The following is a 15,308-nucleotide window of genomic DNA, read 5'->3' as shown; positions in this document are numbered from 1 at the left end:
CCATGAGCGCCGCTTCTTGCACGAGCGCCGCTTTTGGCACGTGAAAGCTCAGGACGGGGTGTGCGGAAAGTGGCGCTCGCTGTGCGCGCGGCACCACATATCAATATCCATTAGGATATTGATATGACGGAACCTCCGATCGACAGTTGCGACCTGCTCTGCCTCGACCTGCCGCACGCAGAGCAGATCCGCGCCGCGCTGCCGGAGCTGAGTAGCGTCGAACGTGCCGCCGCGGCCGCCCGGGCGCTCGGCGACCCGACCCGGCTCACACTGGCCGCCGCGCTGCACCGCGCGGGGATGACTGACGATGGCGACGAACTGTGCGTGTGCGACCTGGCCTGGGTGGCCGGCGCCGCGCAGAACCTGGTGTCGCATCACCTGCGGCAACTCAAGACCGCCGGCCTGGTCAGCGCGCGGCGCGACGGCCGGCTGGTGATGTACCGACTCACCGAGCGCGGCCGCGCCCTGACCGCCGCGGTTCTGGCGGCCGACCGTGTCTGACGTGTGCTGCGGACCCGGCGAACAAGCCGCCGAGTTGGAATCCGGCCCGGAGAAGCTGTGGCAGGTGCGCGAGCTGCAGGTGGCCGCGCTGGCCGCCGTCCTGCTGGCCGTCGGCTGGCTGCTGACGCACTACGGCTTCGAGAACGTCGGAGTGAGCTGCGAAGTGCTGGCCGCGGTCATCGCCGCGGCCACCTTCGCGCCGAATGCGCTGCGCAACCTGGCCCGCGGCCGGATCGGCGTCGGCGCCCTGATGACCATCGCCGCGATCGGGGCGATGGCGCTCGGCCAGATCGCCGAGGCGGCGCTGCTGGGCATCCTGTTCTCCATCGCCGAAGGTCTCGAGCACTACGCGGTGGCCCGCACCCACCGCGGCCTGAGAGCGCTGCTGTCGCTGGCGCCGCCGAGCGCCACCGTGCTGCGCGGCGGCCGGGAGAGCATCGTCGCCCCCGACGAACTGCGGGTCGGCGACACCCTGGTGCTGCGGCCGGGTGAGCGGGCCGCCACCGACGGGACCATCACCGCGGGCCGCACCAACCTGGATCTGTCGGCGATCACCGGAGAGTCCGTCCCGGTCGAGTCCGGCCCTGGCGACGCGGTGTACGCGGGCGCGATCAACGGCGGCGGCGCCATCGAGGTCAGCGTCACCGCGACCGCCTCCGACAGCTCGCTGGCCCGGATCGTGCACATCGTCGAAGAGGCCCAGGAGCGCAAAGGGTTGGGCCAGCGGCTCGCCGACCGGATCGCCCGCCCGCTGGTCCCGGCGATCATGGCGCTGGCCGCGCTGACCGCAGGCCTCGGCGCGCTGCTCGGCGACCCGATGCTGTGGCTGCAGCGGGCGCTGGTGGTGCTGGTGGCGGCCTCGCCCTGCGCGCTGGCCATCGCGGTGCCGTTGACCGTGGTCGCGGCGATCGGCGCGGCCAGCCGGCAGGGCGCGCTGGTCAAGGGCGGGGCGGCGATCGAGGAGCTCGGCCGGGTGCGGGTCGTCGCGCTGGACAAGACCGGCACCCTGACCCGCGGGGCGCCGCAGGTCGTCGAGACCGTCACGGTCGGGACGTGCGACGCGGCGGCGGCGCTGCGGCTGGCCGCCGCCCTGGAAGCCCGCAGTGAACACCCCCTTGCGCAGGCGATCCTGGCCGCCGCTGTTGATAGCGGCGCTGTGGATGGTGGCGGACCTCTCCCACACGTGCTCATCGAATCGGCCGCGGACGTCACCGCCGTCGCCGGTCACGGCATCACCGGCAGTCTCGACGGATCCGACCTGCGGTTGGGCAAACCCGGCTGGGTCGACGCGGGCCCGCTGGCCGACGATGCGACCCGGCTGCAGAACGCCGGCGCGACCGTAGTGGTGCTGGAACGCGACGGCGTCCCGCTGGCCGCCATCGCGGTGCGCGACGAACTGCGCCCCGAAGCCGCCGAGGCGGTGCGCCAGCTCGGCAGCCTGGGCATCCGGGTGGCGATGCTGACCGGCGACAATTCCCGCACCGCCGCGGCATTGGCCGACGCCGCCGGGATCGGCGCCGTCTACGCCGAGCTGCTGCCGCAGGACAAGGCCCGGCTACTACCGGACCTGGCCGGCGGCCGGGCGATCGCCATGGTCGGCGACGGGGTGAACGACGCGCCCGCGCTAGCCACCGCCGACGTCGGCATCGCGATGGGCGTGATGGGGACCGACGTCGCCATCGAGACCGCCGACGTGGCGCTGATGGGGGAAGACCTGCGGCACCTCCCGAAGGTGCTCGGCCAGGGCCGGCGCGCCCGGCGGATCATGCTGCAGAACATCGGGCTGTCGCTGGCCATCATCGCCGTGCTGATCCCGCTGGCGGCGTTCGGCGTGCTGGGACTGGCGGCGGTGGTGTTCATCCACGAATCCGCCGAGGTGCTGGTGATCGGCAACGCGATCCGGGCGGCCCGGATCAAACCGCTGCCCGGGCTGAGCGCGCCCACGCCCGGACTGAGCGCATCCCCTCCGCCGGGGGCCGTCCACCTCAATCTCGGCCTGGCCGCAGTTCAGCGTGACTCGTGTTGCGGGACGGACTCGTGTTGCGGAGGAAGCGGGGGCTGAGGCCCGGCGAGCGCCGCTTTTGGCACGAGCGCCACTTTTAACACGTGAAAGCCCAGGTCGGGGTGTGCGAAAAGTGGCGCTCGCTAGGGTTTTGTGCGAAAAGTGGCGCTCGCGAGGGTTTGTGCCAAGAAAGTGGCTCGCGAAGGCACTCGTGACGAACGGCCGCAGCCGCGGGTCAGTCGGCGACGGTGGGATTGTCGCGCTGGGCGCGCATCCGGGCGAACCGGTCCGAGAGCCGTCGCATCCGGATCATCAGTGACGCCGACGGGCAGTCCGCATCGGCGAGGTAGTCGGCGAAGGTGCCCGCCGGGACCCCGATCCGGGAGGCGAACTCGCGCTGGCTGAGCCCCGAGCGGTCCAACAGCATCCGGACGTGGCGGGTCACCTCGGCGCGCTCATTGACCTCCAGGTGGGTGCGGGAACGGCTCAGCACCTCCTGCATGGCCTTGGCGATGCCGCGCAGCTCGTCGCCGCCGGCCCGGCTGGTCTCCAGCACCTCCTCGACCTGACGCGAGGTGCGGCCGAACGGATCCCGCTTGATGGCCACCACGATGCGCTGCCACACCGCGATATCGCCGTCCTCCAGCGCGGCGCGGATCGCCGCCGTCGACCAGAACTCGACGGGACGTCCGGTGTCGGGTTGCGGGCGGTCGGCGGCGCCACCAGGCGCGACGGGCGCGGTCATGGTCACCTCGCTTCCTCCAGCATCGCCACGGCCACCGACAGGCAGCGCTTGCGGACGTTTTCCCAATCGGGCACCGACACGGGGTCGCCCCGGAATCCGTCGTCGGGATTCGGGTCGGCGAGTTGCCGCACCAGAAGGCTGGTGACCCAGGGCCGGTCCGATGTCGGACTATCGATGCCAGAGTAGTACCTGTCCATTTGCGTCAGCACGGTCGCCACCGTCTCCGGATCGGTGCACTCGACCAATTCGGCGAACTCCGCGTAGTCGCGGCCCTTGTTGCGGGCCAGCACCAGATAGCCCTTGAGCCGCAGCGTCTCCGCTCCGGTGGGCACCTTCAACCGGTCCCCGGTGGGCAGCTGCACGAAGGCCGTCTCCACCGGCCGGCTGCGCACCAACTCGGGCACCGGGTCGTCGGCCTGGAAGTCCAGCGCGTCCAGCGCCACCGCCAGCCGGGACCGCCACACCGTGACCGGATGCACCGGGCGGGCGATCTTCGTCGTCTCGTCGGTCACCGACACCGCGTCGCCGCGAGGCTTGCGGGAGTCGGCGGTGAACGCCAGCGGATCCACCATCGCCACCGCGCCGGGGGCCAGCCGCTGCAGCCGCGCGGCGCCCTTCACCACCATCCGGACGTCGCCGCTGGGCGCCGGCAGGCCGGGCAGGTCGTCGGCGAAGGCGACGGTTTCCGAGCCGTCACCGCGGGGCATCGGCTTCTCGAAGTCCACCGACGGCAGGATCTTGTCCAGCCACGGCGGCAGCCACCAGTTCCACTGCTCGGCGATCGCCATCAGCGCCGGAACCAGCACCAGGCGCACCACGGTGGCGTCCACGGCGATCGCCACCGCGCAGGCCACGCCGAGCTGGGCCACCAGCGGCATCCCGGCGAACGCGAACCCGATGAACACCGCGATCATGATCAGCGCGGCGCTGGTGATGGTGCGGGCGCTGGTCGACACGCCGTGCGCGACGGCGTCGCGGGTGTCCCCGGTGACCAGGAAGCGTTCCCGGATCCGGGCCAGCAGGAAGATCTCGTAGTCCATCGACAGGCCGAAGGTGACCGCCAGCACCAGCGGTGGCACCGTCGAGTCGATGGAGCTCAACGGCTCGAACCCGATCCAGCTGAACCAGCCCCATTGGAACACCACCACCAGGCTGCCGTAGGCCGCGGCCACCGACAGCAGCGTCATCAGCACGCCCTTGACGGCCAGGAACACCGACCGGATGGACAGCAGCAGCATGACGAACGCCAGCGTGGAGACGAACAGCAGCACCCGGATGACGGTGTGGTCGACGCGGTCGTCGAAGTCCTTGATCAGCGCGGTCGGGCCGCCGACGTCGACCTCGGGCACCGCGGAATCGTCGGGACCGCCGTTGCCGGCCCACCATTCGCCGGCCACCGTTGGCAGTCGGTCCCGCAGTCGGTCCACCGCGTTGCGGGCGGCCAAATCCTCGGGGTCGACGGCGAGCACCCCGGACAGCAGCACCGATCTGCCGTCGTCGGAGGTCACCGGCGGCGGCACCGAGACGATGTCGATGGCCCGGGACATCTCGGAACGCAGCGCGTCGACCAGGCCAGCGTTGGCGGGGGTGCCGGCGTCCCCGCCGGGGAAGCTGACCAGCACCCGGACCGGGCCGAGCGCCCCGGGGCCGAGCGCCTCGGCGGCCGCGTTCACCCCGCCGCGGATCTCGTGGCTGGGCGGGAATTGCCGCAGCATGCTGTTGCCCAGCACCATGGACACCACCGGCGCGGCCAGCAGCACCAGGAACAGCGCCGCCGCCGTCGCCGACAGCCACGGCCGACGCATCACCTTGCGCACCCAGCGTCCCCAGAACTGGGTGGCTTCGGAGCCCGCCGGGCGTCGGGACAGCTGCAACACCGGCGACCGACGGGCGATGGCCCGGCCGAAGGTCGCCAGGATCGCCGGGGTCAGCGTCACCGAGGTCAGCACCGACATCGCCACGGCCAGGATCGCGCCGGTGGCCATCGACGCCAGCACCGGGGTGTCGATCAGGTAGATACCGGTCAGCGACGCGATCACCGTCATGCCCGACAGGGTGACCGCCAACCCGGAGGTGGTCATCGCGGCGTCGGTGGCCTGCTGCACCGAACGGCCCTGACGCAGCTCCTCCCGGAACCGCATCAGGATGAACAGCGAATAGTCGACCGCCAGCGCGATGCCGAACATGGACACCGTCGAGGACACGAACACGCTCATGGTCGTCAGCTCGGATAGCAGGTAGACGATGCCCATGGTCACCGTCACCGTGCAGACGGCCAGCGTCAGTGGGATGGCGGCGGCGGCCAGCGACCCGAACACCGCGACCAGCACCATCAGCACCACCGGTAGGTTCCACCGCTCGGCGGCGGCGATGTCGTGCTTGGTGCTGGTCTGCGCCGCCGCGCCGAGCGCGCCCTGGCCGATCACATACAGCCGCACCGAGCCGTCCGCGGTCTGGCCGGGCTCCGAATCGTGGATGCCGACCTTCGCGCGCAGCTGCCGGGCGACGTCGACCGCGCCGGTGTTCTCGAAATCCAGCGCCAGGGTCAGGACGTAGGGCCGGCCCGGCTGCGGCGGTGGCTGGGTGGGGTTCTCCACCACCGACACGCTGGGCACCTCGGCGGCGATACGGCGCAGTTCGTCGACCGCGCCCCGCATATCGTCGTAGCCGGCCGCGGGCCGGGGCGCGGCCACCAGGGCCAGCGGCGAGGCGCCCTCGGTGGGGAAGTGCTCCTCGATGGCGTGCTGCACGCGCAGCGATTGGGAACCGGCCACCTCGAATCCGCCGCCGGTGAGATTGTTGGTTCCGCTGAGGATCAGCCAGACCGACGGGACCAGCGCCAACACCCAGGCCAGGAACACCCATCGTCGGCGCCGCCGGAGGAGAGCCGAGAGCCGCGTCATGAATTGCTGAATGGCGACACTCCCTGACCTGCATCCTCACTGGGTGGCCTGAGCCTACAACAGCACCGCGAGGCTCGGCTGAATCCGTTGACCTGCGCTGAAACCGTTACCAGACCGTAGGGGGCGCTGTCATGCCTGGCTCTCGGGCGGCAACTATTCCGATCGAGATGACGGTCGGGTCGGAATCTGATTAGCTTGCCCTCGACGTTATTTCGACCCCGTTGAACGGAGCCAGTCATGCAGGTTTCAGTCCGTCGCCTCACCGCCGCGACGATCGGCTCCGGGGCGGTGCTCGGCGCGCTGCTGCTGTCGGCCGGAACCGCGTCGGCCGACGACCCGGCGCCCGCCCCGCCGAACTGCACCGCCGCCGACTTCGCCGGGGTCAACTCCGGTGTCTCCGCGGCGACCTCGGCCTACCTGTTCACCCATCCCGACGTGAACAACTTCTTCACCAGCCTGCACGGCCTGTCGCGGGACGAGATCACCACCAAGGTCAACGACTACTTCGCGGCGCACCCGCAGGAGCAGGCCGAGATCAGCTCGATCCGGCAGCCGATCCTGGACATCAAGAACCGCTGCGGCTACGCCGCCGTCCCGGTCTCCTGACCGACTGACCTACTCCGCCGGCTCGGCCACCGTGTAGGTCATCACGTCGAACTGCAGCGGGCTGACGTCGTTCAGATCACGCGCGGCGAATCCCGGCTGCTGCCGGACGGACTGACCGGCCAGCAGCCGGTCCAGGTCCGCCTCCCCGTCCAGGCGCTGGGTCAGCCGCATCGAGTTGATCAGGAACGGCAGCCCGTCGGAGGCCAGCGGATCGGGCCCGGCCATCATGTGGAAGTGCAGGTGCGGCGCGTCGGTGTTGCCGGAATTGCCCACCTCGGCCAGCTGCTGGCCGACCGAAACCTTGTCGCCGGCCTGCACCGACACGCTGCCCGGCTTCAGGTGCGCGTAGAACGCGTAGTCGCCGTCGCCCAGATCGAGCACGACCAGGTTGCCGCCGTACTCGTCCAGCGGCAGCCCGACGGGGGATTTGCCCGGCGTCTGGTCGGGCAGGTCGTCGCGGGTCCAGGCCACCGTGGCGTCGGCCACCGCATAGACCGGATCCCCGTAGTAGCGGTAGCTCTCCACCTTCGACTTGTCGCCGACGAACAGTTTGCTGTCCGGTCCGATGCGCACGTAGTCGATGGCGAACCGCTCCGGAACCCACAGCTGCGCGTTGGTCGGGTTGACGGCCGTCCGATGCGCGGACATGCCGCAGCAGCCGTCCCCGTCGGCCCAGCCGTCGCCGGTCAGCGGCGGGGCGATCACCCGCGGCCGCTTATCGGACACCGTCACCGGCGCGACGGTCTGGCTGGTCTTGGCCTCGACGAGCCCCGGGATGGGTTTGGCGACCGTGAGGTCGACGGTGTGGGTGATCTCACCCTCGGGGATGGCGTCGCCGTCGACGACGATGTCCAGCCAGACGATCGCGGTCTGCGCCGGGCCGATGACGTTCGTCGGTTTGGCGCCGTCGCCGAGCAGCCGCGTCCAGAACTTCAGGTTGTTGCCGGAGAGCTCCAGCAGCTGGCGGTCACCGGCCTGGGCGCGCAGTGCGTCGATGGTGACGTCGCCGCCCAGCGCATTGGTCAGTTTCAGCTCGTAGACCAGGTGGGTGCGGCCGTCGCTGGCCGGCGTCGGGACGATCCGGCCCAGCGCCTCACCGATCAGCGGAGTGGCCACCGGCGCCGGGGGCGGCTCCGGGACCGACGGCTTGTCGGAGGAACAGCCGGCGGCCAGCAGCACCGCGCTGAACAGGACGGCGAGCAACGAGGTGCGCATGCCCCGATCCAAGCACTCGTCGCCGCGGCGCGCCGGGCTTATTCCCGGTTGCGCCCCGCCCGGGTGTCCTCGGACTGCGGGCGCTGGACGACGACGTCGTCCGCGTCGTCAGCGTCGTCCTCGTCGGGCAACTCGATGGCGCTCCGATCGGTCCGGAACATGAAGAAGAACACCACCCAGCCGATGGCGGAGATGAAGATCCAGCTCACCGCCCGGTAGATGAGCATCGCCGAGATCGCGGCGGGCAAGGTCATGCCAGCCGAGACCAGGCCCGGCACCAGCACCGCCTCGACCACCAGCAGGCCACCGGGCATCAGCGGAATCGCGCCGACGGCGCGGGCGGCGGCGTAGGCGACGATGATCCCGGCGATCGACGGATGCCCGCCGGCGGCGTAGGCCGCGAACAGCAGGCAGGTGACGTCGGCGACCCAGTTGAACAGCGACCAGCCGAACGCCACCCCGAGCTGACCGCGGGACAGCCGCACCGTCTCCAGCTGGCCCAGGATGCGCCGCCACTGCGCGTGTCCCAGGTCGGCGGGCTTGCCGCGCACCTGGTTGAACCAGCTCAGCACCCGCGCGCCGATGCCTTCGAGCAACTCCGGCCGGGAGGCGACGGCTTGGGCCAACAGCAGCAGCACCAGGAAGCCGCCGACGGTGAACAGCAGCGAGAACGGGTTGTCCTTGGCGCCCAGCAGCACCGCGCCGGCCAGGCCGATCACCGCGAGGCCGACCACCTGCAGCGCGCCGGACATCACCAGTTGCCAGGACGCCACCACCGGGGACGCGCCCCACATCCGTTGCTGCCGGTAGATGAACGTCGCCGACAGCACCGGGCCGCCCGGCAGCGTGGTGGACAGCGCGTTGCCGGCGTAGAACGCGGCCTCCGACCGCCACTGCCGGACCCGGACCCCCGCCGAGCGGAGCAGTTCGCGCTGGATCTGGGCGAAACTGTGCATCGACATCATCGCGGCGAAGGCGGCGGCCAGCACCCACCACGGGTCGGCGTCGAGCAGGCTGGCCCAGGCCTGGGACAGCTGGTCCCAGACCAGGCCCGCCTCGACGGCGAGCACCGTCAGCACAACCGCGAAGATCGCCCAGCGCAGCCACCAGTACTTTCCGCGCGCAGTCGCGCGGTCGCCGGTCGCCGGATTGGACATTCGAACAGCCTAAAGGCGCGCAGGCGACCCGAATGACACCGGTTCATAGTTGCTGACCAGCTGGTATCGGACCGTTACGCTGGCGCAATGGCTGCAGATGTGATTCGCGACGACGATTCGGTCACCCCGGGGGTGCGCAAATCCGCGGCCTGGGCGTGGCGGCTACTGGTGCTGCTGGCCGCGCTGGTCGCGCTGTCCTGGGTGGTGGCGCAACTGAAGGTCATCGTGGTGCCGGTGATGATCGCGGTGATGCTGACCGCGCTGCTGGTGCCGGCGGTCGATTGGCTCGACGAGCATCGGGTGCCGCGCGGGCTGGCCGTCGCCTTCATCATGCTGGGCGGGATGGCCACCATCGGCGGCTTGCTGACCTTCGTGGTCAATCAGTTCGTCAAGGGCCTCCCGGATCTGACCGTCCAGGTGAACCGCAGCGTCGACTCGGCCAAGGAGTGGCTGACCGAGGGCCCGCTGGGCGTCAGCAGCGAGCAGATCGACACCGCCGGGGCGCAGGCGATCGACGCGCTACGGGAGAATCAGTCCACGCTGACCAGCGGCGCGCTGTCCACCGCGGCCACCCTCACCGAGGTCGTCACCGGCGCGCTGCTGGTGCTGTTCTGCATGATTTTCTTCCTCTACGGCGGCCGCGGTATCTGGGAGTTCGTCGTGAAGGCCGTCCCGGCGGCCAATCGGCCGCGGGTCGACGACGCCGGTCGGGCCGGGTTCCACTCGCTGATCGGCTACGTTCGGGCCACCTTCATCGTCGCGCTGGTCGACGCGATCGGCATCGGCGCCGGCCTCGCGATCATGGCCGTGCCGCTGGCGTTGCCGCTGGCGTCGCTGGTGTTCCTCGGCGCGTTCATCCCGATCGTCGGCGCCGTCGTCACCGGTTTCCTGGCCGTCATCGTGGCGCTGCTGACCAAGGGCGTGTTCTACGGCCTGGCCACGCTGGCGTTGATCCTCGCCGTGCAGCAGGTGGAGTCGCATGTGTTGCAGCCGCTGGTGATGGGCCGGGCGGTGTCGATCCACCCGCTGGCGGTGGTGCTGGCCATCGCCGCGGGCACCGTGCAGGCAGGCATCCTCGGAGCGTTGCTCGCGGTGCCGATCGTCGCCTTCCTCAACAGCGCCTTCCGGGTGCTGATGGCCGCCGACCCGGAGGCCGAAGCCGAGGAACTCGAGGAGGAAGACGGTCCCCTGATCGAGGTGCGGCCTGACAGCCCACCCGGCGAATCCGCGGAGTAGACGCTAGAGCCACACCCCGCAGTTTCGGCCCGGAATCCTCCTCGAGCGGCCCGTTTCTGCACACGCAGGCCCGCGAGCGGCCCGATCGAGCACGAGCGCCCCCTGGCGTCCGCTTTGCGGGGAGTCGTCCTGGGCTTTTTCGTACATCGTTGGCCGTTCGTGCACTAGGTGGCCGCTCGGCGCCCCGCAAACTTTCAACTGCGCGACAGCGGCCGACCAAGGACACGGGCGACCATCGCTCTGAATTCGTCGCTTTGGACTCGCATCAGAGGCTCAACCACGCGGCGACTAGAGCCGGCCCTCGCGGCGCAGCAGGTCCTGGGCGCTGACGCCACCGCCACGGCGCGGCGGCTTGTCGCCCTCGTCCGGCTTCTCCTCGCCGCGCGCGTTCAGCTTCTCCGTCGCGGTCTCGGTGTCCCCCGGCTGCTTGGCGACCGGGATGGCGCGGGTGGCCGCCTCGGGCTCGTCGTCGCCGGCCTGCGGCTGACTGGTCAGCGCCGTGGTCGGCGGGTCGGTCGGCAGCGCCGTGGTCGGCGGATCACTGGGTTGCTGCCGCGGCGCGTTGCCGCGCAGGTCACCCAGCCACGACTCGATCTCGCGCTCACCGGCGCCGCCCGGCTGTTCGGCCGGACGCTGATGACGGGGAACCAGACCGCCGGCGGCCCGGCGAACGGCGTCGCGGGCTCCGGACAGACCGGTGAACCGGCTGGTCGGGGCGTCGTCGGGTTGGGCCTGCGGGTTCGGCATCCGGCTGGTGCCGGCCTCGGCGATCGGATCCGGCGCGGGCATCCGGCTGGTGCCGGCCGCCGACGGCGGAACAGCCTCGCGGGGCGGCGGGCTAACCGGCGGCGGGCTCACCGGCGGCGGGCCGACGGGCGGCAGCGCCGGACGCGCGCCGCTGGCGTGCGGGCCAGCGGGCGGGATCTGGCGCGGCAGGGCCCGGCCCCGGTCGCCGCCGGGTGCGGGGTGCGTCGGGTCGTGCGGAACGGTTTCCCGGGCCGGGGCGCCGGCCAGCACGGCGGCGGGCTCCTCGGGCTCGGCGAGTGGAGCGATCCGCTCGTCGGGCAGGTCGATCTCGCCCAGACCCAGCTTGTTCTGCACCACCTTCATCCAGCGCGGCGCCCACCAGCAGTCGTCGCCGAGCAGCTTCATCACGGCGGGCACCAGGAACATCCGGATGATGGTGGCGTCGAGCAGCAGCGCGATCAGCAGACCGAACGCCAGGTACTTCATCATCACCAGGTCGGAGAACACGAACGCGCCCGCGACCACGGCCAGCACCAGCGCGGCGGCGGTGATCAACCGGCCGGTGGTGGCGGTGCCGATCCGGATCGCCTCCTGGGTGGACATCCCGCGCGCGCGGGCTTCCACCATGCGGGAGACCAGCAGCACCTCGTAGTCGGTGGACAGGCCGTAGATGACCGCGATGATCAGACCGATCATGGGCGCCATCAGTGGCTGTGGGGTGTAGTTCATCAGCCCGGACCCGTGTCCGTCGACGAACATCCAGGTCAGGATGCCCATCGTCGAGCCGAGCGTCAGCGCGCTCATCAACGCGGCCTTGATCGGCAGCACCAGCGACCCGAACGCCAGGAACATCAGGACCGTCGTGGTGGTGATCAACAGCAGCACCATCAGTGGCAGCTTCTCGAACAGGCTGTGGATCGAATCCTGTTCCAGCGCGGGAGTGCCGCCGACCGAGACCTGAATGCCCTGCGGCGTCGGGATGCTGCGGAGTTCCTTGATCTTCTCCGCGGCGTCGTTGCGGTTCTCCAGACCGTTCTGCAGCACCATCACATCGGGTCGGCTGGTGTTGGCGCCGGCGCGTTCCTGCCACATCTCGTCGCGGTTGCCGTCGGGCTCGACGAAACCGGAGATGTTCATCGCGCGGTTGCGGATGTCGGCGATCTGCGCCGGGCTGAGCGGCTGGCCGTTCTCGTTCTCGATGACCAGCGTCAGCGGCTCGGTGCGGAAGTTCGGGAACAGCTGGTCGAATTCTTCCTGGGCCTGGCGCACCGGATTGTCCGGCGGCAGGTACTTCTCACTGATGCCGCCCAGTTTCAGGCCGCCCAGCGGGATGATCAGCGCGACCATCACCAGCAGGATCGGCACGGCGAACGTCAGTGGGCGCTTCATCACCATGTTGACCAGCCGGCCCCAGAAGCCGTTCTCGACCTCTTCGCGGGTCTTGGTCTTCTGGGTCTTGGCGGCGAACCAGTCGATGAGCTTCCGGGAGAAGCCCCAGTTGCGCAGGAACGGCACCCGCAGCAGGGTGCGGACCCCCAGCGCGTCGACGTTGGGGCCCAGGATCGCCAGCGCGGCGGCCAGCACCGTCACACACAGGATCGCCGAGAGCGTGACCGCGACGATCATCGCGTAGGTGATCGACTTCAGGAAGCCCTGCGGGAACAGCAGCAGCGGCAGACAGGAGGCCACGATGATGACGGCGGAGAACACGATGGTCCGCCCGGCCGTGATCACCGTGCGGCGGACCGCCGCCTGGGTGTCGTAGCCCTCGGCCAACTCCTCGCGGAACCGGCTCACGATGAACAGGCCGTAGTCGATGGCGATGCCCAGGCCGATCAGCGTGATCACCGGCTGGGCGAAGAAGTGCACCGGGACGAACTCGGCGATGACGCGCATCAGGCCCAGCGAACCGGCGATGGTCAGACCGCCGATGATGGCGGGCAGCACCGCGGCCACCACGCCACCGAAGACGAAGAACAACAGCACCGCCACCAGCGGGATGGCCGCCAGTTCGGCGCGCTGCTGGTCGACGGCGATGGTGCCGGTCAGTTCGCTGGCCAGCGGGTTCAGCCCGGCCAGCGCGATGTTCCCGTCGTTGATCTCGTGCAAGGCCGGTTCGACGGCCTGGTAGTTCTTCAGGATCGCGTCGTCGTCGTCGCCGTTGAGCGGGATCGCGACGAAGGTGTGCTTGAGGTCCGAGGTGCGCATCTGGTTCAGCGTGTCGAGAGTCTTCTGCTGCTCGGGCGTCTCGGCCTTGAAATCGGGGGCCTTGAGCCAGCCGACCCAGTTCTGCACCTGATCGGAGTTGTCCTTGACCAGGTCGTCGAGTTCTGCGGTGACGGTCTTGATCCACGCGGAGTCGGTGACCTTCTTGCCGTCCGGCGGGGTCAGGATGGCCACCACGTGGCTGGTGCGGTCACGGCCGTACACCTCGTCGGCCAGCACCGACGCGTGCACCGACTGGCTGCCCTCGTCGTAGAAGCCACTCTGGGTGACGTGGTCGCCGAGCGACATGCCGAAGATGCCGCCGCCCATGCAGAGCGCGACCATGACTGCGATGACGGCGTACCTGAACCGGTACACCATTCGACCCCACCAGGCGAACACCTATGCTCCTAACGCTCTTCTGCAAGTCTTTGTATGGCCCCGACGCGCGACCGCCGAGTTCGCTGTCAAGCTTTGGCCGCCAAGAGCGACGAAAGCGGGCGGAACGGCTGCAGCCATGCCCCCTGTTCGGGGAGCGAATCGAGACCGATTCGCGGGAGCGCTTCCCGAAAGACACCATCGATGTCTTCCAGGTCGACAAACTCCAAGGTATCCGACGCTAGCGCCCAGCTGACATGTTCGCGAAATCCGAGCACGGTGACCGGGATCGCATCGTCGGCGGCGATCTCCTCCAGCGGCGTCCGGAACGCCTGCCCGTCGGCGGAGGCGACGAATAGCGCGGACAGGCCCTCGGAGCGTCGCAGCGCGATGTGCGCCAGCATGTCCTCGTCGACGTCGCTGTCCTCGCCAATCTTCGGCTTGGCGAACACCGCGAAACCCACATTGCGCAGCGCCTCGACCCATGGCCGAACCACCTCGGCGGTGCCCAGCGCGATGTTGGTGAACACCGTGGCCTCGGGTTCCAGCGTGACGCCGGGGGTTTGCGCGGTCAGTTCGGCGGTGCGGGTCAGCAGCCAGCGGCCCAGCACGTCGAACCGGGGGCGATGCGCGGCGGTGGGCCGCCCGCCCAGGATGGACCCCAGGCCCATGTCGAGGTTCGGGGCGTCCCAGACCAGCAGCACCCGCCGGGTCGTCGGCCGCCCGGTCTCGCCGGTGGATTCAGTGGCCGTCATCACACCCGCACCCAGATGAACTCGTTGATCGCACTGCCGACCTCGGCGGCCTTCGCCTCGTACTTGGTGGTCGGCCGCGCCACCGAGATCGGCAGCGTCGCCAGCTCGTGACGGTCGGTGACCCGGCACAGCAGCGGGTGCCCGGCGCCGATCTCGGCGATGTGCTCGGCGTAGTCGGCGTGGTCGGTGGCCGCGTGCAGCACGCCGCCGGGCCGCAGCCGGTCGGCGATCAGGGTCAGCGTCTCGGGCTGCAGCAGCCGACGCTTGTGGTGGCGGGCCTTGGGCCACGGGTCCGGGAAGAACACCCGCACCCCGGTCAGCGAACCGGGGGAGATCAGGTGCTGCAGCACCTCCAACCCGTCGCCGCGGATCAACCGGATATTGGTGACCGGTGGGTCCGAGCGGTCGATGGCGGACAGCAGCTGCGCGAGGCCTTTCTTATAGACCTCCACCGCGATGACGTCGAGATCCGGCTCGGCCTGGGCCATCCCCAACGTCGAGATGCCGGTGCCACAGCCCACCTCCAGCACCAGCGGCGCGGTCCGCCCGAACCAGTCGGCGGTGTCCAGCGGGGCGAAGCCGGTCCCGTCCTCGGTCCGTGCCTGCTGGCCCAGCTCGGGCCAGCGGCGCTGCCAGGTGGCCTGCTGGGAGTCACTCAGGGTGGACCGGCGGGACCGGAAACTGGTGACGCGGCGGTGGTGCGCGGGCCGCTTTTCGGCAGCCTCGGGCCCGGGACGCACGTGCATCCCCCCATCGTCCCCTATCTGGGCCCGGACAACCGCATCGGGAAAGATATTGACACCAAACGGTTGTCTTCCGGCTGTGGATAGCGGAGTCACCCGTCGGCGCCGTGGGCCC

General features: G+C 70.1%; 11 protein-coding genes. 4 read left to right on the top strand and 7 right to left on the bottom strand.

The window, feature by feature from the left end:
* The first annotated feature begins 123 nt into the window (after window positions 1-123).
* Together L2Z93_RS18240 and L2Z93_RS18235 are read left to right on the top strand one after the other, a co-directional pair.
* The gene (locus L2Z93_RS18240; RefSeq protein WP_090588829.1) at window positions 124-501 is read left to right on the top strand and encodes an ArsR/SmtB family transcription factor; all 378 of its coding nucleotides are present in this window, start codon (window positions 124-126) and stop codon (window positions 499-501) included.
* Window positions 494-2,563 (top strand): heavy metal translocating P-type ATPase, encoded by a 2,070-nt coding sequence (locus tag L2Z93_RS18235; protein ID WP_090588828.1) that lies wholly within the window; start codon window positions 494-496, stop codon window positions 2,561-2,563. Before L2Z93_RS18240 ends, L2Z93_RS18235 begins: the two co-directional genes overlap by 8 nt.
* Before the next feature lie 175 nt (window positions 2,564-2,738).
* Here L2Z93_RS18235 and L2Z93_RS18230 read toward each other — a convergent pair whose 3' ends face one another.
* Both L2Z93_RS18230 and L2Z93_RS18225 read right to left on the bottom strand, forming a co-directional pair.
* Complete coding sequence (locus tag L2Z93_RS18230) at window positions 2,739-3,248, bottom strand: helix-turn-helix domain-containing protein (RefSeq protein ID WP_090588827.1); 510 nt, start codon at window positions 3,246-3,248, stop codon at window positions 2,739-2,741.
* A 2-nt stretch (window positions 3,249-3,250) separates the two neighbouring features.
* Complete coding sequence (locus L2Z93_RS18225) at window positions 3,251-6,151, bottom strand: MMPL family transporter (RefSeq protein WP_090588826.1); 2,901 nt, start codon at window positions 6,149-6,151, stop codon at window positions 3,251-3,253.
* Window positions 6,152-6,388: 237 nt separating this feature from the next.
* Here L2Z93_RS18225 and L2Z93_RS18220 point away from each other — a divergent pair, with 237 nt between their 5' ends.
* Window positions 6,389-6,757 (top strand): heme-binding protein, encoded by a 369-nt coding sequence (locus L2Z93_RS18220; protein ID WP_090588825.1) that lies wholly within the window; start codon window positions 6,389-6,391, stop codon window positions 6,755-6,757.
* A 9-nt stretch (window positions 6,758-6,766) separates the two neighbouring features.
* On the opposite strand, the gene L2Z93_RS18215 is transcribed toward L2Z93_RS18220, so the two are convergent.
* Together L2Z93_RS18215 and L2Z93_RS18210 are read right to left on the bottom strand one after the other, a co-directional pair.
* Window positions 6,767-7,972 carry a M23 family metallopeptidase gene (locus L2Z93_RS18215; protein WP_234786107.1) on the bottom strand — a complete coding sequence of 402 codons (1,206 nt, stop codon included), beginning with the start codon at window positions 7,970-7,972 and terminating at the stop codon, window positions 6,767-6,769.
* A 38-nt stretch (window positions 7,973-8,010) separates the two neighbouring features.
* Window positions 8,011-9,129, bottom strand: a complete 1,119-nt coding sequence (locus L2Z93_RS18210) for a lysylphosphatidylglycerol synthase transmembrane domain-containing protein (protein ID WP_090588824.1) — start codon at window positions 9,127-9,129, stop codon at window positions 8,011-8,013.
* An 87-nt stretch (window positions 9,130-9,216) separates the two neighbouring features.
* On the opposite strand from L2Z93_RS18210, the gene L2Z93_RS18205 reads away from it, so the two are divergent.
* Window positions 9,217-10,365, top strand: a complete 1,149-nt coding sequence (locus tag L2Z93_RS18205; RefSeq protein WP_090588823.1) for an AI-2E family transporter — start codon at window positions 9,217-9,219, stop codon at window positions 10,363-10,365.
* Between the two features lie 288 nt (window positions 10,366-10,653).
* On the opposite strand, the gene mmpL3 is transcribed toward L2Z93_RS18205, so the two are convergent.
* The 3 genes from mmpL3 to trmB all read right to left on the bottom strand — a co-directional run bounded on the left by mmpL3 (window position 10,654) and on the right by trmB (window position 15,214).
* Entirely contained in the window at window positions 10,654-13,719 is a 3,066-nt protein-coding gene (gene mmpL3 / locus L2Z93_RS18200) for a trehalose monomycolate exporter MmpL3 (protein ID WP_090588822.1), read from the bottom strand.
* 65 nt (window positions 13,720-13,784) lie between these two features.
* The gene (locus L2Z93_RS18195) at window positions 13,785-14,450 is read right to left on the bottom strand and encodes an NYN domain-containing protein (protein ID WP_090588821.1); all 666 of its coding nucleotides are present in this window, start codon (window positions 14,448-14,450) and stop codon (window positions 13,785-13,787) included.
* Entirely contained in the window at window positions 14,450-15,214 is a 765-nt protein-coding gene (gene trmB, locus L2Z93_RS18190; protein WP_370745921.1) for a tRNA (guanosine(46)-N7)-methyltransferase TrmB, read from the bottom strand. The genes L2Z93_RS18195 and trmB overlap by 1 nt, the downstream gene beginning before the upstream one ends.
* Window positions 15,215-15,308 lie beyond the last annotated feature (94 nt).

This window comes from Mycolicibacterium brumae, assembly GCF_025215495.1.
In the GTDB taxonomy this organism is placed as follows: domain Bacteria; phylum Actinomycetota; class Actinomycetes; order Mycobacteriales; family Mycobacteriaceae; genus Mycobacterium; species Mycobacterium brumae.
This window is presented reverse-complemented; position numbering and strand designations above follow the sequence as displayed.

Excerpts from the sequence above, each read along its gene's own strand:
- L2Z93_RS18240 (WP_090588829.1), top strand. The coding sequence starts at position 124 with ATGACGGAACCTCCGATCGACAGTTGCGACCTGCTCTGCCTCGACCTG.
- L2Z93_RS18210 (WP_090588824.1), bottom strand. The coding sequence starts at position 9,129 with ATGTCCAATCCGGCGACCGGCGACCGCGCGACTGCGCGCGGAAAGTAC.
- L2Z93_RS18220 (WP_090588825.1), top strand. The coding sequence starts at position 6,389 with ATGCAGGTTTCAGTCCGTCGCCTCACCGCCGCGACGATCGGCTCCGGG.
- L2Z93_RS18215 (WP_234786107.1), bottom strand. The coding sequence starts at position 7,972 with ATGCGCACCTCGTTGCTCGCCGTCCTGTTCAGCGCGGTGCTGCTGGCC.
- L2Z93_RS18195 (WP_090588821.1), bottom strand. The coding sequence starts at position 14,450 with ATGACGGCCACTGAATCCACCGGCGAGACCGGGCGGCCGACGACCCGG.
- L2Z93_RS18230 (WP_090588827.1), bottom strand. The coding sequence starts at position 3,248 with ATGACCGCGCCCGTCGCGCCTGGTGGCGCCGCCGACCGCCCGCAACCC.
- L2Z93_RS18225 (WP_090588826.1), bottom strand. The coding sequence starts at position 6,151 with ATGACGCGGCTCTCGGCTCTCCTCCGGCGGCGCCGACGATGGGTGTTC.
- L2Z93_RS18205 (WP_090588823.1), top strand. The coding sequence starts at position 9,217 with ATGGCTGCAGATGTGATTCGCGACGACGATTCGGTCACCCCGGGGGTG.